This window comes from Acinetobacter sp. UBA3106, assembly GCA_002365595.1.
Lineage (GTDB): Bacteria > Pseudomonadota > Gammaproteobacteria > Pseudomonadales > Moraxellaceae > Acinetobacter.
Window position 1 is genome coordinate 21,969 of record DFAM01000012.1, and the last position, 21,333, is coordinate 43,301.

General features: G+C 40.7%; 22 protein-coding genes. 10 read left to right on the forward strand and 12 right to left on the reverse strand.

Annotated features, from left to right (window positions below):
• Positions 1-59 precede the first annotated feature (59 nt).
• The 3 genes from mfd to B4C48_RS05290 all read left to right on the forward strand — a co-directional run bounded on the left by mfd (position 60) and on the right by B4C48_RS05290 (position 5,710).
• On the forward strand, positions 60-3,518 hold the full coding sequence (mfd, locus tag B4C48_RS05280) for a transcription-repair coupling factor (RefSeq protein ID WP_291354566.1): 3,459 nt from the start codon (positions 60-62) through the stop codon (positions 3,516-3,518).
• A gap of 233 nt (positions 3,519-3,751) precedes the next feature.
• Entirely contained in the window at positions 3,752-4,186 is a 435-nt protein-coding gene (locus B4C48_RS05285; RefSeq protein ID WP_291354567.1) for an HIT domain-containing protein, read from the forward strand.
• Positions 4,187-4,249: 63 nt separating this feature from the next.
• Positions 4,250-5,710: an adenylate/guanylate cyclase domain-containing protein gene (locus tag B4C48_RS05290; RefSeq protein ID WP_291354568.1), complete on the forward strand. Its 1,461-nt coding sequence runs from the start codon at positions 4,250-4,252 to the stop codon at positions 5,708-5,710.
• 72 nt (positions 5,711-5,782) lie between these two features.
• Here B4C48_RS05290 and fdx read toward each other — a convergent pair whose 3' ends face one another.
• The 8 genes from fdx to B4C48_RS05330 form a co-directional block, all read right to left on the reverse strand.
• Positions 5,783-6,121, reverse strand: coding sequence for an ISC system 2Fe-2S type ferredoxin (fdx, locus tag B4C48_RS05295; RefSeq protein ID WP_086174266.1), 339 nt, complete (start codon positions 6,119-6,121; stop codon positions 5,783-5,785).
• A 13-nt stretch (positions 6,122-6,134) separates the two neighbouring features.
• A complete protein-coding gene (hscA, locus tag B4C48_RS05300; protein ID WP_291354569.1) occupies positions 6,135-7,997 on the reverse strand; it encodes a Fe-S protein assembly chaperone HscA in 1,863 nt (620 codons plus the stop codon).
• Between the two features lie 49 nt (positions 7,998-8,046).
• The gene (gene hscB / locus B4C48_RS05305) at positions 8,047-8,562 is read right to left on the reverse strand and encodes a Fe-S protein assembly co-chaperone HscB (RefSeq protein WP_291354570.1); all 516 of its coding nucleotides are present in this window, start codon (positions 8,560-8,562) and stop codon (positions 8,047-8,049) included.
• Positions 8,563-8,668: 106 nt separating this feature from the next.
• On the reverse strand, positions 8,669-8,989 hold the full coding sequence (iscA, locus tag B4C48_RS05310; RefSeq protein WP_086196349.1) for an iron-sulfur cluster assembly protein IscA: 321 nt from the start codon (positions 8,987-8,989) through the stop codon (positions 8,669-8,671).
• A 38-nt stretch (positions 8,990-9,027) separates the two neighbouring features.
• The gene (gene iscU, locus B4C48_RS05315) at positions 9,028-9,414 is read right to left on the reverse strand and encodes a Fe-S cluster assembly scaffold IscU (protein ID WP_086197845.1); all 387 of its coding nucleotides are present in this window, start codon (positions 9,412-9,414) and stop codon (positions 9,028-9,030) included.
• 105 nt (positions 9,415-9,519) lie between these two features.
• Positions 9,520-10,737 (reverse strand): IscS subfamily cysteine desulfurase, encoded by a 1,218-nt coding sequence (locus tag B4C48_RS05320; protein ID WP_291354571.1) that lies wholly within the window; start codon positions 10,735-10,737, stop codon positions 9,520-9,522.
• Between the two features lies 1 nt (position 10,738).
• Positions 10,739-11,212, reverse strand: coding sequence for an Rrf2 family transcriptional regulator (locus tag B4C48_RS05325; protein ID WP_291354572.1), 474 nt, complete (start codon positions 11,210-11,212; stop codon positions 10,739-10,741).
• 112 nt (positions 11,213-11,324) lie between these two features.
• On the reverse strand, positions 11,325-11,972 hold the full coding sequence (locus B4C48_RS05330) for a hypothetical protein (RefSeq protein WP_291354573.1): 648 nt from the start codon (positions 11,970-11,972) through the stop codon (positions 11,325-11,327).
• Positions 11,973-12,161: 189 nt separating this feature from the next.
• On the opposite strand from B4C48_RS05330, the gene B4C48_RS05335 reads away from it, so the two are divergent.
• The 3 genes from B4C48_RS05335 to B4C48_RS05345 all read left to right on the forward strand — a co-directional run bounded on the left by B4C48_RS05335 (position 12,162) and on the right by B4C48_RS05345 (position 15,061).
• On the forward strand, positions 12,162-12,629 hold the full coding sequence (locus B4C48_RS05335; RefSeq protein WP_291354574.1) for a phasin family protein: 468 nt from the start codon (positions 12,162-12,164) through the stop codon (positions 12,627-12,629).
• A gap of 158 nt (positions 12,630-12,787) precedes the next feature.
• A complete protein-coding gene (locus tag B4C48_RS05340; protein ID WP_004651791.1) occupies positions 12,788-13,060 on the forward strand; it encodes an HU family DNA-binding protein in 273 nt (90 codons plus the stop codon).
• A 132-nt stretch (positions 13,061-13,192) separates the two neighbouring features.
• Positions 13,193-15,061, forward strand: coding sequence for a SurA N-terminal domain-containing protein (locus tag B4C48_RS05345; RefSeq protein WP_291354575.1), 1,869 nt, complete (start codon positions 13,193-13,195; stop codon positions 15,059-15,061).
• A gap of 59 nt (positions 15,062-15,120) precedes the next feature.
• Here the strand turns inward: B4C48_RS05345 and B4C48_RS05350 are convergent, their stop codons facing one another.
• A complete protein-coding gene (locus B4C48_RS05350) occupies positions 15,121-15,993 on the reverse strand; it encodes a DUF2797 domain-containing protein (RefSeq protein WP_291354576.1) in 873 nt (290 codons plus the stop codon).
• Between the two features lie 34 nt (positions 15,994-16,027).
• Between B4C48_RS05350 and B4C48_RS05355 the strand changes: the two genes are divergently transcribed.
• Positions 16,028-16,498 carry a DUF6231 family protein gene (locus B4C48_RS05355; RefSeq protein WP_291354577.1) on the forward strand — a complete coding sequence of 157 codons (471 nt, stop codon included), beginning with the start codon at positions 16,028-16,030 and terminating at the stop codon, positions 16,496-16,498.
• Positions 16,499-16,595: 97 nt separating this feature from the next.
• Positions 16,596-17,255: a YidB family protein gene (locus B4C48_RS05360; RefSeq protein WP_291354578.1), complete on the forward strand. Its 660-nt coding sequence runs from the start codon at positions 16,596-16,598 to the stop codon at positions 17,253-17,255.
• Positions 17,256-17,333: 78 nt separating this feature from the next.
• Here B4C48_RS05360 and B4C48_RS05365 read toward each other — a convergent pair whose 3' ends face one another.
• Genes B4C48_RS05365 through B4C48_RS05375 form a run of 3 tightly spaced genes read right to left on the reverse strand, consistent with a single transcriptional unit; the run spans position 17,334 to position 19,300 of the window.
• Positions 17,334-17,951, reverse strand: a complete 618-nt coding sequence (locus B4C48_RS05365; protein WP_291354579.1) for an OB-fold-containig protein — start codon at positions 17,949-17,951, stop codon at positions 17,334-17,336.
• A gap of 18 nt (positions 17,952-17,969) precedes the next feature.
• Complete coding sequence (locus tag B4C48_RS05370) at positions 17,970-18,281, reverse strand: Rieske (2Fe-2S) protein (protein WP_291354643.1); 312 nt, start codon at positions 18,279-18,281, stop codon at positions 17,970-17,972.
• A 14-nt stretch (positions 18,282-18,295) separates the two neighbouring features.
• Positions 18,296-19,300 (reverse strand): adenosine kinase, encoded by a 1,005-nt coding sequence (locus B4C48_RS05375; protein WP_291354580.1) that lies wholly within the window; start codon positions 19,298-19,300, stop codon positions 18,296-18,298.
• Between the two features lie 136 nt (positions 19,301-19,436).
• On the opposite strand from B4C48_RS05375, the gene B4C48_RS05380 reads away from it, so the two are divergent.
• Both B4C48_RS05380 and B4C48_RS05385 read left to right on the forward strand, forming a co-directional pair.
• Positions 19,437-19,886 carry a GNAT family N-acetyltransferase gene (locus B4C48_RS05380; protein WP_291354581.1) on the forward strand — a complete coding sequence of 150 codons (450 nt, stop codon included), beginning with the start codon at positions 19,437-19,439 and terminating at the stop codon, positions 19,884-19,886.
• 758 nt (positions 19,887-20,644) lie between these two features.
• On the forward strand, positions 20,645-21,333 hold a 689-nt coding region (locus tag B4C48_RS05385), incomplete at its 3' end, for an alcohol dehydrogenase catalytic domain-containing protein (protein ID WP_291354582.1).

Here is a 21,333-nt window from a genome sequence, read left to right on the forward strand (position 1 = left end):
ACCAGCAAAAAACCCATGTTAAGATACAGCTCATGTCATTTAGACCAAAAGCTATATACATGTTCCAACAAGAAATTTCCCAATTAAATCTGCAGCAATTAAAAGCAGGCGAAAAACGCTGGGTCGGTAATTTACAAGGCTCATCCGCCGCTTTATTGTTTAAAGAAATTGCCAAGCAAAATAAGCAACTGTTCATTGTAATTGCCAGAAATAACCAGCACTTGGGACAGTTGGAAAGTGAACTGGAATTTTATGGCATAAAACCGACCATTTTCCCGGATTGGGAAATTTTGCCTTATGACAGATTGTCGCCACACCAAGATATTGTGTCAGAGCGTCTTTCAATTTTATCGAATATGCCGAAGCAAGGTGTGTTACTTTTATCGGCATCCACTTTAGTACAACGTGTTGCGCCTACCTCATGGGTGTTGGGTGAACATTTCGATATTAAAGTGGGTCAGAAATTTGAACTGGAACAGCAAAAACTGCGTTTGATTCAAGCGGGTTATCATCTGGTCGATACGGTTTATGATCATGGTGAATTTGCGGTACGCGGCAGCATTATGGATATTTATGCATCCGGGCAAAATTCACCAATCCGTATTGATTTGTTTGATGATGAAATTGAGAGCTTGAAATTCTTTGATCCTGAAACGCAAAGAACTACACAAACGCTACAACAGTTTTCAGTTTTGCCGGCCAAAGAATTTCCGCTCAAAGAAGGGCGTGCGACTTTCCGTGATCGGTATGCAGAGAGTTTTCCGACTGCAAATCCCAAGAAAAATCCAGTGTACCAGGACGTTCTGGAAGGCATTGCATCTCCAGGGCTGGAGTTTTATTTCCCTTTATTTTTCACCAAAGAAGCGATGCAAACTCAAAGTACCCTGATGGCGTACTTACCCAAGAATGGCATTGTCATTACAGATAAGCATCTGGATGAGGGATTAACCAGTTTTTGGAAGGATGTGGTTCGACGTTATGAAGACCGCCGTCATAATGTCGATCATCCTATTCTTGCACCCGAAGAAATATTTCTGCAGCCGAATCAGGTCTTGGAACAGCTGAATCACTTTGCCAGAATCATTGCTTCTTCAGAAGAGTTTGTAGATAAAACGGGGGTGCTGAATCTTAATACCGAATTACCCCCGCGTTTACCGGTAGATCCAAAACAGGAAAAACCGTTCTCTGCGGTTAAAAAATATATTGATGCAGCCAATCATCCAGTGCTGTTGGTAGCTGAAAGTGCCGGACGCCGTGAAACCTTAAAAGATGCGTTGCGCCCGGCTTTGGGTGATATTCCCAATGTAGAGAATTTTGCAGATTTTAGAAAATCATTGCATGCCATCGCCATTACCAGTGCGCCTCTTGATCGTGGTCTGGTGATTCCGAATCACCTCACGGTAATTTCTGAAAATCAGCTCTATGAACATCGTGTCGTCCAGCGCCGTCGTAAACGCCAGCAGGAAGTCTCAGAAGAGTTCCTGATCCGCAGTTTAACCGAACTCAGTATTGGTGCACCGGTAGTGCATATCGATTATGGGGTGGGACGTTATGCCGGCTTGGTCACTTTAAGTATTGATGATCAAGATCATGAGTTTTTACAGCTGGATTATGCCGATGCTGCCAAGGTCTATGTTCCGGTCACCAATTTGCATTTGATCAGCCGTTATAGTGGCGGCGATCCTGATTTAGCACCTTTACATAAACTCGGTACCGATGCCTGGAATAAAGCCAAACGTAAAGCTTTGGAACAGATTCACGATGTTGCTGCCGAGCTGTTGCATATCCAGGCACGTCGCCAGTCCAAACCTGGCTTTAGTTTCGAGCTGGAACAAAGTCCTTATATGCAGTTTGCCAGCGGCTTTGCCTATGAAGAAACTTTAGATCAGGCCAATGCCATTGAAGCGACCCTGCATGATATGCAACTGGCTAAACCGATGGATCGTCTGGTCTGTGGTGATGTCGGTTTTGGTAAAACTGAAGTGGCAATGCGGGCCGCATTCTTGGCAGTACAAAACAACAAACAAGTGGCGGTGCTGGTTCCGACGACCTTGCTGGCACAGCAACATTATGAATCTTTTAAAGACCGTTTTGCTGACTGGCCGATTCGTATTGAAGTGCTTTCCCGTTTTGGTTCAAGTAAATCTCATACCAAAACCATTGAAGACCTGGCCGAAGGTAAAGTCGATATTGTGATTGGTACGCATAAAATTTTGCAGGAAAATGTTCAGTTTAAAAATCTGGGGCTGATGATCGTCGATGAAGAACACCGCTTTGGCGTACGTGATAAAGAACGTATTAAAGCCATGCGTGCCGATGTCGATATGTTGACCCTGACCGCAACCCCAATTCCGCGTACTTTAAATATGGCGTTTAGCGGAATGCGTGATTTATCGATTATTGCCACACCGCCAGCCCGCCGTCTGGCCGTAAAAACCTTTGTACAGGAACAAACGGACGAATCGATTAAAGAAGCGATTTTGCGTGAGTTACTGCGTGGTGGGCAGGTGTATTTTCTGCATAATGAAGTGGATACCATTGAACGCACTGCAGAAAATATCCGCAAGCTGGTGCCTGAAGCCCGCGTTGCCGTAGCACATGGACAAATGCGGGAACGTGAACTGGAACAGATCATGCAGCAGTTCTATCACAAAGAATACAATGTGCTGGTCTGTTCAACCATTATTGAAACCGGGATTGATGTGCCGAATGCCAATACTATTTTGATCGAGCGTGCAGACAAGTTAGGTCTGGCTCAGTTACATCAGTTGCGTGGTCGTGTGGGACGTTCGCACCATCAGGCCTATGCTTATCTGCTGGTACCTTCAATTAAAGGTCTCAAAGGTGATGCTGAAAAACGTCTGGATGCGATTCAGCGTGCATCCAACTTAGGTGCAGGTTTCATGCTGGCCACCGAAGATCTGGAAATTCGTGGTGCCGGTGAATTATTAGGTGAACAACAAAGCGGTTCCATGCAGGCGATTGGTTATAGTCTGTATATGGAAATGCTGGAAAAAGCCACCAAAGCCATCCAAAAAGGCAAAACCCCGAATTTCGATGCGCCATTATCCCTCATTGCGGAAATCAATCTGCATATGCCGGCTCTGATTCCCGATGAATATCTAGGCGATGTACACCAGCGCTTATTGTTCTATAAACGGATCAGTAATACCGATACGCAGGAAAAACTCGACAATATCCGTATGGAGTTGATTGACCGTTTTGGTGTGCCGCCGCAGCCAGTAAAACAGCTGTTTGCTGTGCATCAGATTCGCTTAAAAGCAGAGCAGTTGGGCATTACTAAAATTGATATCAGCGCTAATGGTGGACATATCGAGTTTGCACCGGATACGCCAGTCCAGGCCATCAGTATTATTCAGATGATGCAAAAACATCCAACTTTTTTCCGCATGGATGGAGGACAACGCCTGAAAGTCATGGTGATGCTGGAAGATTATCAAAAACGCATCCAGTTTATTGTCGATTTGCTGGACAGTTTATTGAAAGAAATTCATTAATTTGAACAGGAGTGCATAATATTTATGCACTCTGTTTGCAATTTACGCTTATTTAAGAAATTAATGCGATGAAGCGCTTGATTTTTTAGAGAAATTTATTAAATTCGTGCATGTTCACATATTCAATGGAAATAGTGGCTTATTTGTAATGAAACACATTGCATAGAATATTCACGTCCCATTGTATGTGATAGTATTAGCCATCATTCTAATTTTGCATAATTTATAAAGATATGTTTAGTTTGCATCCACAACTTGCTCAAGACACTTTTTTTGTAGGCGACTTTCCACTGTCAACATGTCGTTTAATGAATGATATGCAATTTCCGTGGCTCATATTAATTCCGCGTGTACCTGGCGTAAGCGAATTATATGAATTAAGTCAGGCTGACCAGGAACAATTCCTGCGTGAATCTAGCTGGTTATCAAGTCAGCTTTCACGCGTATTCCGTGCAGACAAAATGAATGTTGCAGCATTAGGCAACATGGTTCCACAACTGCATTTTCATCATGTCGTGCGTTATCAAAATGACGTGGCTTGGCCAAAACCGGTTTGGGGTACACCAGCGGTTCCTTATAGCAATGAAGTTCTTGCACATATGCGTCAAACCTTGATGCTCGCTTTGCGCGGTCAGGGTGATATGCCATTTGACTGGCGTATGGATTAATTACTGGTCATCGAAAGCCATACTGGAATATATGGTGTAAAGACTCGGATCAGGAGGAATTGAGTGTCATTAGACGACTGGATTAGAAAAGAGCCCAGACAGTTTGAATACTTTCATCGTTTGATGGGATATATCATGTTGTCTTTGCTGATTATTGTCTATCATTACACAGCATCTGACACTCAATTTCAGATTTATATTCCATTTTTTCTGCTGTTTATATTACTGATTTCACCGAAGTTATCGACCTGGCTACAGTATCGCTATAACACCAATATCAAACGCAATGTCTTATTTGTGATGGATATTATAGCGATTTCAGTCATTCTATCGGGCATTCACTTAAATCTGGTCCTGACTTTTATTTCCCTGTTTGCGCTTTTATATACCGCAATCAGCAATAAAATTTCCTTTTTAATCGTGTCTTTGGCAAGCCTGATTGGTATTGCTGTTTTTTATCTGTGCAATATTTTTGTCTTTGGCTTTGGTGAGTATTTTGAGCAAACCACAGGCGAATTAACCGTTCTGGGTTTTATCTGCTTAATTACTTATTTTGGGGTGGGCAGTTTTTACCAGCGCAGCCAGATTCAGCATATCAGTAATCGCCGAACGTATTATTACGATCAAATGAATCGTTATATGGAATTCGCGAACCAGCTGAGCCGCTATGCACCTGTGCAGTTGTGGCAGTCGATCATGAAAGGTGAGTCGGAAGCCAAAATTGAATACAAACGTAAGAAAATGACCATTTTCTTTTCAGATATTCAAGGTTTTACCGAACTTTCAGAAACACTTATTCCAGATGATCTGGCATTCCTGCTGAATGACTATTTAAGTCATATGACTGAAATTGCCAAACAGTATGAAGCGACTGTCGACAAGTTTATGGGTGATGCCATCCTAATTTTCTTTGGTGACCCAATCTCGCAAGGTGTGGAACAAGATGCAAAAACGTGTCTAGACATGGCAATCGACATGCGTCAGCAAATGAAGCTGCTGCGTGAGCGCTGGATCAAGATGGGTTATCCGGCGTTGCATATCCGTATGGGAATCAGTACCGGATATTGTCACGTAGGAAACTATGGCGCAGCACATCGTATGGCTTATACCATTGTCGGGCGGGATGCCAATCTGGCAGCGCGTTTGCAAAGTGCAGCAGCAGTGGATGAAATCCTGATTTCAGACGAGACCTATAATTTAATTAAAAACGATTATTTATGTGCACCTAAGGCACCCATTACGCTTAAAGGCATTCAGGGACCGGTAAAAACCTGGCAAGTGATGGAGAAATATACCTCGCGTAAATCGGACTATCAGCGCTGGTTTGACTATGAATACAAGGGTTTCCATTTGTTGTTGAATCTGGATGAAGTTCAAAACTATGAATATCCTGAACTGATTCAAGTTCTGGAAAAAATGATCAAGCGCATAGAAAAACAGCAAAAAATGACCAATTCTGAAGGTATTGTCAGACTCAATTTGGAAGATGTGGTTGAAGATGAAAAAGACGAACAATATCACTAGAAAAATTGCTTAAGATAAGGTTTATAGTTGAAAAAAACCACGCAATCGCGTGGTTTTTTATGGCTCAGAATTTTAATGATTTTCTGAAGCATGGTTAATGGTGTATTTCGGAATTTCAACTTCCAGATCTTCATCGACAATTTTAACCTGGCATGAAAGGCGTGAATCAGGTTCAAGACCCCAAGCACGATCCAGCAAATCTGCTTCAACATCGGTCATTTCTTCCAGGCTGTCAAAGCCTTTACGTACCACCACGTGGCAAGTGGTACATGCACAAGACATATCGCATGCATGCTCAATCTTAATGCCATTTTTCAATAAGCTTTCGCAAAGATTGGCATCCTGTTCTACTTCAAACTCAGCACCATTAGGGCAAATTTGCGCATGTGGAAGAACTTTAATACGTGGCATAATTTTTTCCTATTTATTTGTCCGAGTTTGACCAGTCATCAAGTTTAGTGCCTTTGAGCGCAGCATCAATATGTTGATTCATACGTGCAGCAGCAAAAGCATCGCTGTGTATTTTAAGCTGTTCTACAGCCTGTTCAATAGCTTTGAGATCTGTAGTTTCGAGTTGAGCTTCAAGCCGAGTTTTGGCTTGATTTAAAGCCTCTAACTGTTCTGCAGTTAATAGCTGGGCATCTGCTTTAAGGGCTTGCTCTAATGCTTCAAGTTCACGTTTTGCTTCAACTTTGGTTTCCTGCAAATGACGAAGATTCTTATCTTCTTCAGCATATTTGAAACCGTCAATCAGTAAACGTTCGGTATCGGCATCGGATAAACCATAAGAAGGTTTAATGTCAATTTGTGCATGAACACCAGAAGTAGTTTCTTTCGCTGCTACGGTCAAAAGTCCATCCGCATCGACCTGGAAAGTCACTTCAATACGTGCCTGACCGGCTGTCATTGGCGGAATGCCGTGCAATACAAAACGACCCAAACTACGACAATGTTCCACCAGATCACGTTCACCTTGCACCACGTGAATCAGCATGGCAGTTTGACCATCTTGATAGGTGGTAAATTCCTGACGACGCGCCACAGGAATGGCGGTGTTGCGCGAGATTAAACGCTCAACCAGACCGCCCATAGTTTCCAGACCGAGCGACAGCGGGGTAACGTCGAGTAGTAAAGAGCCATCTTTAGAGTTGCCAATTAACTGATTAGCTGTGATGGATGCGCCAATCGCAACCACTTCATCCGGGTTAATCGTGCAGAGAGGTTCTTGATTGAACACTTCACGCACCGCTTTTTGCACAGCATAAGAGCGGGTAGAACCACCGACAAGTACGACATTTTTAATGTCATCCAGTTCAAGTTTGGCATCGCGCATCACGCGTTTGCATACGCTGATGGTTTTGTCTAAAGCCACTTTAATGATGTCTTCAAATGTAGGACGGTCTAAAGTGATGGTTTGATCCAATACTTTAAGTTCTACTGAATCGGCATCCGACAAGGCTTCTTTGGCTTTACGTGCAGAAACAATAAAATGTGCATATTCTGCATCATCCAATGTTTCTACATTGAGTTGTTTTTTAGCCCATTTCACAATTAAACGGTCGAGGTCATCACCACCCAGTGCAGTATGACCACCAGTTGCTAAAACTTCGAATACGCCTTGAGAGAAACGCAGGATCGATACATCAAAGGTACCGCCACCCAGATCATAAATCACATAGTTTTGATCATGAGCCAGATTGGTTTCCTGATCTAAGCCATAAGCCACAGCCGCAGCGGTGGGCTCATTCAGCAAACGTAAAACGTTTAAACCTGCCAGTTGGGCAGCATCACGGGTTGCCTGACGTTGTGCTTCATCAAAATAGGCCGGAACAGTAATGACAGCACCATTCACTGGATTATTTAAACTGCTTTCTGCACGATCCTTCAGCTGTTTTAAAATTTCTGCTGAAATTTCAACAGGGGTTTTACGACCTTGTGCAGTTTCAAAAGCAGGCATCTGATTATCTTCACCCACCAAATTGTAAGGGTGCTGAAACTTGATGTCTGCTTTAGAACGTCCCATAAAACGTTTTACTGAAACAATAGTATTTTTAGGATCTGAAGTAAGAAAAGGCTTAGCTTCATCACCATAATTTGTGTTGTTATGGCTATAGTGAACAATAGACGGAAGTAACACTCGACCTTGTTCGTCGTTAAGTACTTTGGCTTTACCTGAAAGTACGGTGGCAACCAATGAATGCGTAGTACCTAAGTCGATACCAATTGCAATGCGGTGTTCATGCGGTGCACTTGATTGACCGGGTTCTGCAATTTGCAAGAGAGCCATTGTGTTACATCCTTAGAACTAAAAATTAAAAAAATAAAATCAAAGCGAATTAAAAATCATCATCTAAATCAAAGCTGTCATCGTCCAGAAAACGATCCTCAGCTTTGTCAATGTCAGTCATGACTTTCACAAAGAAACGTAATTTACGAACGGTATCGCGAGCTTCAGACCAATCTTCTTCATTATAGTCAATTTTGAATTCACGCACTAAACCGTCAATCCACTGCTGAACTTCCTGCTTTAATGAAGTCAGTTCATCAGCCGAGCCAGCTTCATCCAGCTGTTCACGAATTTCCAGTGCAGACTGTAAAAACTCGAAATCACCAATCGATTGATCCAGATGATAATCTTGTTTTTTAAGACTCAAGAGATAGGCAGCGCGGCTATCAACATTAGATAAAGCTTTAAATGCCTGATTGATTTCACTCGATTTAATCAGAGCCTGATCTTTGTCTTCGGCTTTATCTGGATGATATTGTTGCTGCAACTTCAAAAATTCAGTTTTTAACGCTGCTAAATCAATATCGAGTGCTACAGGGAGGTTGAACAACTCAAAATGATTCATGGGAGATTGGATCCGCGATAGATATGCAAAAAGTGACTGCTTTAAATGCAATTAAAACAGTGTATTTTACACTGTTTTAATTGCCAAAAGAGAGAGAATGGGATGTTTAAACGGTGAAAGATTCACCACAGCCACATTCGCCTTTTTTATTCGGGTTGTTAAATTCGAAGCCTTCATTGAGACCATTTTTCACGTAGTCCATCTCCATACCTTCAAGATAAACCAGGCTTTTCGGGTCAACAAAAACTTTAACACCAAACTGCTCAAACATCTGGTCATGAGTATCGACTTCATCGACGAATTCGAGTACATAAGCCAAACCAGAACAGCCTGAAGTTTTCACACCAACGCGAATGCCTTCACCCTTACCGCGATTCTTTAGGTAATTGCTGATATGAGTTGCAGCATTTTCAGTTAAATGGATCATGAAAACTCCGTTAATCTTTTATCAAAAACTTGAAACACTTAAGCTTTTGTTTTTTTGCTGCGATAGTCTTCAACAGCAGCTTTAATTGCATCTTCAGCCAGTACAGAGCAGTGTACTTTTACTGGAGGTAAAGCCAGTTCAGTTGCAATGTCGATGTTCTTGATCGCTTGAGCTTGGTCAAGGGTTTTACCTTTTAGCCATTCAGTCACAAGTGAGCTAGAGGCAATCGCAGAACCGCAACCATACGTTTTAAAACGTGCTTCTTCAATGACACCTTCATCATTCACTTGAATTTGAAGACGCATTACATCGCCACAAGCTGGTGCACCGACCATACCTGTACCAACATTTTCAGCATTTTTATCTAAAACACCAACATTACGAGGGTTTTCGTAATGATCAATTACTTTTTCGCTATAAGCCATGATGCTTCTCCAAACCTCGGGGTCAGCCTTAAGATTAATATGGGGATGAAATTACGTTTATCAATGAGATAGCTTTAAATTTTAAAGCTATCTTTAGGCAATGAATTAGTGCTCAGCCCATTCAACAGTGGAAAGGTCGATACCTTCTTTGTACATATCCCAAAGCGGAGAAAGTTCACGCAATTTCTCAACAGCAGCTTTAGTGACTTCAAGAACGTGATCGATATCTTCTTCAGTGGTGTACTTACCAAAGCTGAAACGAATTGAACTGTGAGCAAGTTCGTCAGAAAGACCGAGTGCACGAAGTACATACGATGGTTCAAGCGTTGCAGAAGTACATGCTGAACCAGAAGATACAGCTGCGTCCTTCAATGCCATCATCAATGATTCACCTTCAACAAAGTTAAAGCTGACATTCAGATAGTTAGCAACGTTGTAAGTAGGATGACCGTTTAAGAACACTTGTTCTAAATCTTGCAGGCCATTCCATAACTTGTCGCGTAAAACTCGGATACGTGCTTGTTCAGCTTCCAGGTTTTTGCCTGCAAGTTCAAATGCTTCACCCATACCCACGATTTGGTGAGTTGCAAGTGTACCTGAGCGCATACCGCGTTCATGACCGCCACCGTGCATTTGAGCTTTAAGGCGTACACGTGGTGAACGACGAACGAATAATGCACCGATGCCTTTAGGGCCATAAATTTTGTGAGCAGAAAAACTCATTAAATCAACTTTTAAAGTTGAAAGATCAATCTCTACTTTACCTGCAGCTTGCGCAGCATCAACGTGGAAGAAAATTTTCTTGGCACGGGTAATTTCACCGATTGCCGCAACGTCAGTGATAGTACCAATTTCGTTGTTTACCATCATCAGGGAAACAAGAATAGTATCTGGACGAATCGCAGCTTCAACCATTTCAGGAGTAATTAAACCTGTTTGTGGTTGTGGCTCAAGATAGGTAATTTCAAAACCTTCTTCTTCTAATTCGCGGCAAGTATCTAAAATTGCTTTGTGTTCAATTTTACTTGTAATGATGTGTTTGCCTTTAGAGGCATAAAACTGCGCCACACCTTTAAGGGCAAGGTTATCAGATTCTGTTGCACCTGAAGTCCAAACAATCTCACGTGGATCCGCTTTGATCAAGTTGGCAACTTGTTCACGTGCATATTCTACTTTTTCTTCAGCCTGCCAGCCGTACGCATGAGAACGAGATGCAGCATTACCGAAAGTACCATCGAAAGTTAAGCACTCCATCATGCGTTCTGCAACTTGAGGATCTACAGGAGTGGTTGCTGCATAATCAAGATAAATCGGACGTTTCATGTCAAATACCTGTAACCGATAAAAGGGCTGAATCAAATGATGCTGTATTTTGGCGAATGGAAACAGTTTGAACGTTGTCTCGTGCAACCAGATCAGCAAGGGTGATTTTTGCTAAATAATCGGCAATGTGGTGGGAGAGTTCTTGCCATAAATCATGAGTCAAGCACATTGCACCATTCTGGCAGTTACCCTTATGGTCGCAACGCGTTGCGTCAACTGTTTCGTTTACAGCTTCAATAATTTCTAATACTGTGATTTCTTCAGCGTTACGCGCTAGATGGTAACCACCGTTGGCACCACGAACACTAGAAACTAAGCCGTGGCGTTTTAATTTCGCAAATAACTGCTCAAGATAAGCAACAGAAATAGTTTGACGAGCTGCAATTTCAGCAAGCGTAATCGTTTGTTCAGTTGGCTGCAAAGCTAAATCAAGTAGAGCAGTCACTGCGTAACGACCGCGAGTAGTAAGACGCATGATTCGATACACATATTAAGACTAGATGTGTCGATTTTATGAATCCTGACTAAAATAGTCAAGTTTTTTTATTGGGCTTAAAATTATTTTGTTTTATAGGAAAATTATATATTTATATAACCCAATAATTATACACTAATAACGCAACCAATAACACGATAGTTAGACTAAAAGCGATATTCATTCTTTTTTGCTTGTGCTGCATACGACGAATACGATTCTTATATTGTTTGACTTCTACCTGTAATGTATTGATCTTTGAACGTTGTTGCTCAATTTTTTCTAGTAGCGGGGCAATGCGCTTTTTAGAAGAAATAACTTCCTGGCCATCACTCGGTTCACTGAGCCACTGTTTCCAGTCCGATAAAACTTTTGGAAAGCTGAACAGCAGGGTTAAATCGCGAAACTCGTCTTTTAGGGTGGTATCACCATCAATGCGCATTTTTTTTATACTGCGGCGGTTACCGAAAACAAATACTTTGATCAGATCCATAAGCGTAGTGCGGATATCCAGATCGACCACTTTTTCTGGCGCTTTTGTATCGAACAATATGCCATGTTCGGTAAAAACCACATAAAAATCAAAATAAGGTAAATAGCTATTAATTTTAATGGTAATTTTTTGATCTACAAATTTTTTAGCTTGCAATCCAACAACCCGATCATGTTTTAAGATGAAGGTGAAGATTGTCTCCAAAACAATCATGGTCATTGTAAGCAACAAATGCGGTTGATTTTGACTTTGTTGCGATTCGCTCATAAAAATTAATCCTTACCTGAAAGGAGCATCCAATGCTCGAAAAAAGTGTTTCAGGACTTATTACAAATATATTAATCTTGCTTTGTAGAACAGTTTAGCAAATCGATCAAGTCTTTAATTTGTTATTATGACTGTATTTTTGAATAATTATAGTTAAGTTGTATAGAAAGTGAACAGGAGAATGCAGGCATGGATAAATCAATAAAAGATCAAGAGATTGATCAACTAAAAAATGAAAATACTGATAAAACTAAGAATAAATCACGTTCAGGCCGCAAGTCAGGTCTGGATTTTCGTAAATATACCCAACAAATATGGCTGGCTGGTTTAGGGGCTTTTTCGCGTGCAGAAGAAGAGGGTAATAAATTATTTGACTCTTTAGTCAAGGTGGGAGAGGAACTGGAATCCAAAACCACTGAAATTGCTGATCAAACTGTCGAAAAGGTCTCGGAAAAGGCCAAAGAGTCGGTCAGTGATACCAAAGATAAAGTAGAAAAATTACTGGATCATAGTGTTAACCATTCTTTAAACAGAATTGGTTTGGTAACGGTAAAAGATATTCAACATTTAGAAAGTCTCATATTACAGCTACATAACAAGGTAGACTTTTTGATTGAAGAAAATAAGCTTTTAAAGTCACAAATAGTAAAAAAATGAAACAATTTTGCTTTTTCTGCATTTTTCAACAATTTTTTTCGCAATTATTTTGCAGAAAAGCCGATTCAGAGTATTGCGTTTTGCCCCAAAGCATTGATATAAAGGTGTTATGGAATCCTTAGACCTTAAATAAACGATATTAAGAGGACATAATCTTCATGAATAAATCAGAATTAATCGATGCAATTGCAGAGAAAGGGGGATTGTCTAAGACTGATGCAGGTAAAGCCTTAGATGCAACAATTGCTTCAATTACTGAAGCACTTAAATCTGGTGATACTGTTACACTTGTTGGTTTTGGTACATTCAACGTTAAAGAACGTGCGGCTCGTACAGGCCGTAACCCGCAAACTGGTGCAGCTTTAGAAATTAAAGCAAGCAAAGTACCAAGCTTTAAAGCAGGTAAAGGTTTAAAAGATTCTGTAGCTTAGTCTTTTTTTATGCCGATAAACGCGCCCTATAAGGCGCGTTTTTTATTAATAATGCCGATTTACAGTTTGAACACATTCATTCAAAGCAGGTTTTCGGGTAAAATCGCCCACAAATAAAATATTGGAATACTTATGGAATCTTTTCGTAAAGTTATTAAGGGCTGGTTGGGCAAAGCTTTGCTCATTTTGTTTTTGACCCCTTTAGCACTTGTAGGTATTGAAGGATATTTTAGCGGTGGAAAATCTGAAGACACAGCAAAACTGGTCAATGGCCAAGAAATATCTAAAAAAGAATTAGAAGCGCTGACGAAAACATTTAAAGAACAATATTTGGCTTATGCCAATGGCGACGAAACTTTACTGAATCAATCTTTCATCGAAAATAAAGCGATGGACAGTCTGGTAGCTCGTACCTTGTTAGTACAACAGGCAGAAGAGTTGGGCATTTCATTAAGTGATGCACAAATTGAACAGATGATTGCCCAGCAACCGAGCTTCCAGGAAAATGGTAAATTTTCTGAAGCCTTATATTCGAATTATTTACGTTCAGTGGGTATGACCAATCAGGCTTTGATTGCAAACTTGCGTCAAGATCATGCTTTAAAAATGCTGACGTCAACATTTATGGATTATGCATTGGTCAGCAAGCTGGATATTGAACAAATTGCTAACTTGCAAACTGAACAACGCACCTTGCATCTTGCCAGCATTAAGCTGGATGACTACAAGAAAAATGTCAAAGTAACCGCACAAGATATTGCTACTTACTACAACAAGCACCAACAAGCCTTTAAACAGGTGGCAAGTGTGGATGTAGATTATGTGGTGTTAAAGCCTGCTAATGTTGCACCGGCGAATAATCAAGTGACAGATGCTGAATTGCAGCAAGCTTATAGCGCATTTGTCGAGGCACAAAAACAAAATGCTAAGCCTTTGGTGAAGCATATTTTAATTACTGCAGACAGTCGCTCGGATGCTGAAGCGAAAAAACTAGCTGATGAAGTCGCTGCAAAAATTAAGGCAGGCATGAGTTTTGCCCAGGCCGCTGCTCAATATTCGGATGATACTGAATCTAAAGCTAAGGGTGGTGTAGTAGAAGCTTATGAAAAAGGCGTGTTTGGTGAGGCATTCGATCAAACCGTTGCTTCTTTAAAATCAGCACAAGTTTCAGCGCCGGTTAAAACCCAGTACGGTTATCATTTGATTGAAACAGAAGCTGCTGCAGTGAAGCTGCCTTCATTTGAAACTGAAAAACCACGCTTGCTGGCTGAGTTGCAAAAGAACAAAGCTGCGAATTCATTCTCTGATGCCGTAAATAGTCTGAATGAGCTGGTTGTAGGTAGTGATGCACTGGATGTGGTCGCTCAAGAAGTTAAAGGTGTAACTGTTCAGTCTGTAAAAGGCATGACTTTGGCTACACAACATCCTGTACTAAGTGATGCCAATGTTAAAGTTAAACTATTTAATGATGACGTGAAAAATGGTGATCGTAATGCATCTAGCAGCATCCAGATGGCAAATGGTGACACTGTTTGGGTAAAAGTGCGTAATTATCATGCAGCTGGAGTACAAACTTTGGCTGAAGCAACACCACGTGTAAAAGCGAAACTGATTGAACAAAAAGCAATTGATGCCGCTAAAGCGAAAATCCAGACTGCATTGAATAACTTTAAATCACAACCTGCTGCAACTGTTTTGGCACAAAGCAACATTGCGTTTGAAAGTGCAGGTGTATTTACACGTTCACAAGGCTTGAAACGCGAAATTGAACGTGCAGCGTTCAGTGTTCCGGCACCGAAAGCAGGCATGTGGTCAGTGACGACGGCTTCTTTGCCAAATGAATTGGTGGTTGTGGCTGTTTCAAATGTGAACAAGACCACATCGAATGCTTTAACCAATGAGCAATTGGGTGAATTGTCCAAGTTGTATCAGCAGCTTCGTGGTCAGCAGGAACTGGATGATTACACGCAATATCTAAAATCACATGCAAAAATTAAATAATTTGTTATCAAATAAAAAAACCTGCATTAATGCAGGTTTTTTTATGGCTGAATTGAGGGTTATTCAGCGCGGATTTTCAGTTCATAGCCTGAATATTTCCGAATATTAATGACTCCGGTATCTAAAATCAGATACTGTCCTTTAATACCAAATAATTTGCCACGAATAATCGGTGTCTTATCCAGATTATGCGATTTGACTTTCTCCGGATATTGCTCAACTGGATAAACAAACTCACGTGGTAGCTCATCTTCCATGACTTCAATGGTTTCGTTAAATTGTAGATTCTGGCTAAATTCATCACGGATAGTCTGAATTTTCGGTGCAAATTCTTCAAGCAGCTGTTCACGTACCTCAATCAAATTGAGCGGTTCAGCCTCGCCTTTAAGCAGTTTGCGCCAATCGGTCTTGTCTGCTACTTGAGTACCAAACATGATTTCCAGCTGGCCTGAAAGACGGCGTGAACCCACTTTCATAATCGGCAAGGCCTGAGTCGCACCTTGATCCAGCCAGCGCGTTGGCATTTGTCCTTCACGGGTAATCCCGACTTTTAAAGCACTTGAATTGGCTAGATAAACGATATGCGGTTGAAAACATACCGACTGTGCGAACTCTTCTTGACGGCAGGTGCCTAAATGGTAATGGCAGGTTTCCGGTTTCATAATACACATGTCACAGGACGCTTGGGTTTTGAAACATTTAAAGCAGTGACCCTGCGCAAAGGATTTGTTGGTTTTGGCCCCACAAGATACGCAATAGATATTGCCTGTCCATTCAATCTCAATTTCTTGACCTAAATTGAATGGCAGGTCAACTTCTGAACGATCTAGAATAAATTTATATTCAACATTTGCCTTGTGTGTATGTTGATCAGTTACACTAAGGTCCTTTAGACCTGCATGCATTTTATGGCAAATGCCTTGTAGTTCCATACAGAATACTCTCTTCAATAATAAGGATGCAGTTATGGCTGAACAAAATGTCATCACGTCAATGCTAGACGATTTATCCAAGGAACAGCCTATTCAAACTGCATTGTGTATTGGTCAAAATCTTACTCAATACAACAATAATCAATCAATTCAATGGCACTATTTTAACGTAACTGAGTTTTTAAGTCTGCCTTTTACCCAGCGATATGATCTGGGTTTTGTGGTGCTCGACTCTCAAGAGTTCAGCCAAATTTCAGAGTCTGAAAAAATACAGCTGTTGGTCAAACTGCGTGACCTGATGGCAAAAAAAATTGTGGTGGTGAGTCAGCTACAAGATGAAAAATTATTGCGCTCTTTGGGATTTACCCAGCTCATTGATAAAACCCGACATGATAGTGATTTCGCCCTATGGCAATTTAATATTTTAACTTATAAACATGTGCCTGACTGGTTTAATTCCAAATTTTGGGCAAATCCTGAAAACTGGAATAAATTTCGCTGGTAATAATTGTTTGTTGTCATTGCAAATTTTAACACTCGGTATTTATTCATTACTTTAAAAGCATCGTATTCTTTAAGGAAGCTCATAAAAGGATAATGCGATGACTAATCTTAGCAATATCGTCGAAATACTGGCTAAACAGGCTTTAGGTGGAAAGCAGCAACAGTCACAACAGGGTGGTTTAGGTGATATTTTAGGTTCAGTGTTTGGCCAGATGAGTGGCAATATTACTCAACAAAGCCAACAACACAACCAGCAAAGACCACAAGGTGGATTAGGTGGAATTCTTGGCTCCGTACTGGGGCATTTAAGTGGCCAACAGAATCAACAGCAGAATCAGCATCAACAGCAAACCCAGCAACGCAGTAATGTCGGATCAAGTAATACCAAAACTTTATTAATTGCCGTGCTTCCCTTGATTTTGGCTTGGATTCAGAAGCAGGGTGGTATTCAAGGTGCCTTGGATAAATTAAAGAGTATAGGTCTGAATAGGCAGGTAGATGACTGGGTCTCTACAGGACCGGGTGAAAATGCGCCCGTGGATAACCAGCAACTACAGCTATTATTTGATGATCAGGACGTAGATCAGGTAGCACAAGAAACCCAGGTACCCAAACAGGATATTTATGGGGCGATTTCCAAAGTCTTACCTCAAATTATTGATTCACTTACGCCACAAGGTGAACAAACTAATAAGCAGGAAGCCAATGCCGATATTCAACAGGTGATGAACCTAGTGACTGGTTTTCTGAAACGCTAAAATTTTTAAAACCAGTTGAGTGAATGACTCAGCTGGTTTTTTATCCTCATGAATAAAGCGGTGAATTAGAATTAAATATTACTGATGATTTTCCATGCTAAATAAAGTATTGGTTTTGGAAATTTTTTTAGCAATATAGTGGGATTTTTTAAGGCGAATTAAAATGATTTGCGACTGAAATTCCAGTTCACCAAATTCAGGCTCGACCTGGACATAATGTAATTGTCCAAAACTGTCTCTTACCCGTGCTTGTGCGGAAAACCCAGGACGGGCATTGCCACTAGAAATGGTCGCCAGGCGTCCTAACAGGCTGACCTGTTGCTTGGTCAAGGTAGGTTTGATGACCTGATCCAGGCAATGAATCATAAATACAGTGAAAAACACCGCAATAATCAGTGCCGGGATAATCAGATAATAAGCAGGCAGAAATTGTTGCTGCTGTGCAAATACGCACAGTTGCAGAAAATAGCCTGAAAAACTGAAGTTCATCAGTAAAAACACCACAATCAGTGTTTTGGAGAACTTGACGTTGAGCAGTGGTGAGTCGGTAAGTTTCTTTGGAGAAAGGGTTTTGAGAAACTCAGTCGGGCGAATATTAAAGTAATAGCCGATGGTTTCTACCATGCTGAGTAAAATCAGAGCCAGTAAACTTAGATGAAAAGGCATCAAGTTATAATTCAGCAGAAACTCAAGCATGGCAGATTCCATAGGGGGTTATTCTTCTTTCAGGTAAATTCCACCATCAGAATGCACATTAATCTCAACTTTTTCAAGTGATTGACCTTGGCAAGGACCAGAAATACATTCGCCAGTTTCAACCAGAAACAGCGCTCCATGAGTTGAACATTCAATATATTCCTGATCACGATCTAAAAACTGGTTTTCCAAAAATTCCAGCTCAACCTGTAAGTGTGGGCAGAGATTCTGATAAGCGTAGAATGAACCGTCACGCTGAGTAATGAAAATAGTGTCACCATTCGGCGTTTCGTAAGAACGTGCTTCACGTTCAGGAATATCTTCCGTCATGGCAATTTTAATCATTAGGCGCATTCCTTCTGGAAGTTGTTTAATAATTTTGCATAATTTTCAACACTTAGACGTGGGCCAAACTGTGAAACGACTTCACTTGAAATCAAAATTGACAATTCAGCAGCCAGTTTAAGGCTTAAACCTGCATTTAATGCATACAGGAACGCACCTGCAAAGGCATCACCGGCACCATTGGCATCTACCGCAGTTACTTTACGACCTGGAACTTTTAAGGTTTGTTCCGAATCGGAAATCAAAGCCCCTTCGGCAGATAATGTAATGACAGTGTATTTGCTTTTTAACTGTAATTTAGCCAATGCCGCTTCAATGGAATCGGTCTCGGTATACATTAAAGCTTCATGATAATTACAAAGCAATAAATCAACGCCATCATCCAAAAGTTCATCTAAACCTTGACGCGCATATTGCACCATGGCTGGGTCAGACAGGGTCAAAGCAATTTTTACCCCATGCGCTTTTGCAATTTCACGGGCCTGTTTCACTGCTTTTCTTGCAGTATCGCTGGTCGATAAATAGCCTTCAATATACAACCATTTTGCTGTTTTTAAAGGTTCAAAATTGATTTGCGCCTCACTCAGATCAGCGGTACTACCCAGATAAGTTTGCATGGTGCGTTCAGAATCCGGGCTCACCAGGACCATACAAGTTCCTGTTACCCCTTCACTGACGGATTGCTCGGCAGTGAGAATACCGGCTTCATTTAAACCTTTCAGATAAATACGACCCAGTTCATCATTACCAACACGGCATCCGTAAAAGGCTTTACTACCTAAGGCACTAAAGGCAACGGTGGTATTTGCAGCAGATCCACCCGATGCTTGACCTTTGTATACTTGCGTTTCTTTTAAATTATTATATAAATTTGCTTGTGTTTCACCATCAGTCAACTGCATAGTGCCTTTTTGCAAATTTTGTTGAATCAGGAAATCGTCAGAGACTTTAAATTCTTGGTCGATTAATGCATTACCAATTGCAAAAAGATCAACAGTTGTCATGTCTTTCATTCACATTTAAATTAAAACGCTAAGTTTACACCAATGCTCATGATTGCTGTAGATTGATGAATAAAATTCAATATATAGTCAATTTATTCGTTCAAAATGCAATACAGGGCAGAATAAGGAAGGTTAGATGAATATCACGATTGATAAAGCTGAACAATTACCTGAACAAATCAAGGAATTAGCCAAGCAGGCACAGCGAGAAGGATTTCAGTTTGTTGATCGATTGATTGAAGAATATGAAAGTGGAAAAAACCGGTTCGATCAACCGGGAGAGTTTCTTCTTTTTGTTTATGATGATGAAAAGCTGATTGCCTGTGGCGGTTTAAACCAGCAATGGAATGAAAATGAAATTGATACGCGAATTGGTCGGGTACGTCGTTTTTATGTCTTGCCGAAATACCGCAAGCATGGGGTGGGTAAACAGCTGTTACAACATCTGGAAAAAAATGCCCGTGCAAATTTTTCTGCACTTTGCCTGAATACAGACACGAAATCTGCGGCTAGTTTTTATCAGAAACAAAATTACGTCTTTGTGGAAAACCATCCAAATTATAGTTATTTCAAATATTTAATCTAGTTTTGATCCGGTTCATGAGGCAGCTGAGATTTGAATTGGCACCGCAGCATCATAAATGATAGAACCTCGGTTTTAAGTTTTAGGGATGTGTGATTGCAGAAGCACCGCCCATTCCGGAACAGTCAGGTCCTTACTGCCAAGTTTGGACCTGATCTGCTTCTGAGATTGGCTAAATATTGAACTTGGATTTTATATGAATGTGAATCATGGTGTTTTAAGCCAACCGCATGCAGATATATGGATTCTGTCGAGAACTCTCTGATTCTTTTAAATAAGCCTCATTCAATTAAGTGTTTAAGTTTATAATAATATGTTGATAAAGATATGATGGTTATTAAAATCACATAATAAGACTCAACCGCCTAAAAAATAGAAAATTTTAAAGCGCTCAACAAAAGCAAATATTTTCGAAGTTAAGAGATCATTCATTTTTATGGTAAGTACAACACAAGCAAAACCCTAGGCTGGAGATTTAAATAGATTAGGGAGTTTTTAATGGGAACTCAGTCAAAAATGATTTCCCAAAAATCTGAAAATTATTTTAAGAATTACATTACATTTGCAAAAAAACTGAGAGCTTACATTTCATAACTTAAATCGTATTTTTTTCACATTTTTGAATAGTAAAAACTCCTTTTTTATACATACCTCAGGCTTTATGCCTTTCAATATAGATCAGACTGATTAAGCACAAAGATCTAAAACAAATCATCACCATTTCTAAGTCGATCTAAAAAATAAAGCTGAGAGGGATAAAAATGCGCGCACTTACATATCATGGTTCACACGATGTCCGAGTAGAGTCTGTTCCTGATCCTGTCATTCAGGAACCGGATGATGTTATTTTGCGGGTCACTGCAACGGCGATTTGTGGTTCAGATTTGCATCTGTATCGAGGTAAAATTCCAGCAACTGAAGAAGGCGATATCTTCGGTCATGAGTTTATGGGAATTGTAGAAGAAGTCGGTCCCGAAGTTACGCAAGTGAAAAAAGGTGACCGGGTGATTATTCCCTTTGTCATTGCCTGTGGACATTGTTTTTTTTGCGAGCATGATTTGACTGCTGCCTGTGAAAAAACCAATACCGGTCGTGGTGCCATTCTCAATAAGAAACAGATCCCACCAGGTGCAGCATTATTTGGTTATAGTCATCTCTATGGTGGAATTCCCGGGGGGCAGGCAGAATATGTACGAGTTCCCAAAGGCAATGTAGGCCCGTTTAAAGTACCGGGTTCATTGTCGGATGAAAAAGTTTTGTTCCTGACGGATATTTTACCGACCGCCTGGCAAGCCGTAACCAATGCCCAGGTGGGTAAAGGCTCTAGTGTTGCCATTTATGGGGCGGGACCGGTCGGTTTGCTTGCAGCAGCATGTGCGCGAATGTTGGGTGCGGAACAGATTTTTATGGTAGATCATAACCAGTACCGTTTGGAATATGCACGCAATAC

What these genes read in the sequence shown, in the direction of transcription:
- mfd (WP_291354566.1), top strand. Translation starts at nt 60, where the DNA reads ATGTTCCAACAAGAAATTTCCCAATTAAATCTGCAGCAATTAAAAGCA.
- B4C48_RS05285 (WP_291354567.1), top strand. Translation starts at nt 3,752, where the DNA reads ATGTTTAGTTTGCATCCACAACTTGCTCAAGACACTTTTTTTGTAGGC.
- fdx (WP_086174266.1), bottom strand. Translation starts at nt 6,121, where the DNA reads ATGCCACGTATTAAAGTTCTTCCACATGCGCAAATTTGCCCTAATGGT.
- hscA (WP_291354569.1), bottom strand. Translation starts at nt 7,997, where the DNA reads ATGGCTCTCTTGCAAATTGCAGAACCCGGTCAATCAAGTGCACCGCAT.
- hscB (WP_291354570.1), bottom strand. Translation starts at nt 8,562, where the DNA reads ATGAATCATTTTGAGTTGTTCAACCTCCCTGTAGCACTCGATATTGAT.
- iscA (WP_086196349.1), bottom strand. Translation starts at nt 8,989, where the DNA reads ATGATCCATTTAACTGAAAATGCTGCAACTCATATCAGCAATTACCTA.
- iscU (WP_086197845.1), bottom strand. Translation starts at nt 9,414, where the DNA reads ATGGCTTATAGCGAAAAAGTAATTGATCATTACGAAAACCCTCGTAAT.
- B4C48_RS05320 (WP_291354571.1), bottom strand. Translation starts at nt 10,737, where the DNA reads ATGAAACGTCCGATTTATCTTGATTATGCAGCAACCACTCCTGTAGAT.
- B4C48_RS05325 (WP_291354572.1), bottom strand. Translation starts at nt 11,212, where the DNA reads ATGCGTCTTACTACTCGCGGTCGTTACGCAGTGACTGCTCTACTTGAT.
- B4C48_RS05330 (WP_291354573.1), bottom strand. Translation starts at nt 11,972, where the DNA reads ATGAGCGAATCGCAACAAAGTCAAAATCAACCGCATTTGTTGCTTACA.
- B4C48_RS05335 (WP_291354574.1), top strand. Translation starts at nt 12,162, where the DNA reads ATGGATAAATCAATAAAAGATCAAGAGATTGATCAACTAAAAAATGAA.
- B4C48_RS05340 (WP_004651791.1), top strand. Translation starts at nt 12,788, where the DNA reads ATGAATAAATCAGAATTAATCGATGCAATTGCAGAGAAAGGGGGATTG.
- B4C48_RS05345 (WP_291354575.1), top strand. Translation starts at nt 13,193, where the DNA reads ATGGAATCTTTTCGTAAAGTTATTAAGGGCTGGTTGGGCAAAGCTTTG.
- B4C48_RS05350 (WP_291354576.1), bottom strand. Translation starts at nt 15,993, where the DNA reads ATGGAACTACAAGGCATTTGCCATAAAATGCATGCAGGTCTAAAGGAC.
- B4C48_RS05355 (WP_291354577.1), top strand. Translation starts at nt 16,028, where the DNA reads ATGGCTGAACAAAATGTCATCACGTCAATGCTAGACGATTTATCCAAG.
- B4C48_RS05360 (WP_291354578.1), top strand. Translation starts at nt 16,596, where the DNA reads ATGACTAATCTTAGCAATATCGTCGAAATACTGGCTAAACAGGCTTTA.
- B4C48_RS05365 (WP_291354579.1), bottom strand. Translation starts at nt 17,951, where the DNA reads ATGCTTGAGTTTCTGCTGAATTATAACTTGATGCCTTTTCATCTAAGT.
- B4C48_RS05370 (WP_291354643.1), bottom strand. Translation starts at nt 18,281, where the DNA reads ATGACGGAAGATATTCCTGAACGTGAAGCACGTTCTTACGAAACGCCG.
- B4C48_RS05375 (WP_291354580.1), bottom strand. Translation starts at nt 19,300, where the DNA reads ATGACAACTGTTGATCTTTTTGCAATTGGTAATGCATTAATCGACCAA.
- B4C48_RS05380 (WP_291354581.1), top strand. Translation starts at nt 19,437, where the DNA reads ATGAATATCACGATTGATAAAGCTGAACAATTACCTGAACAAATCAAG.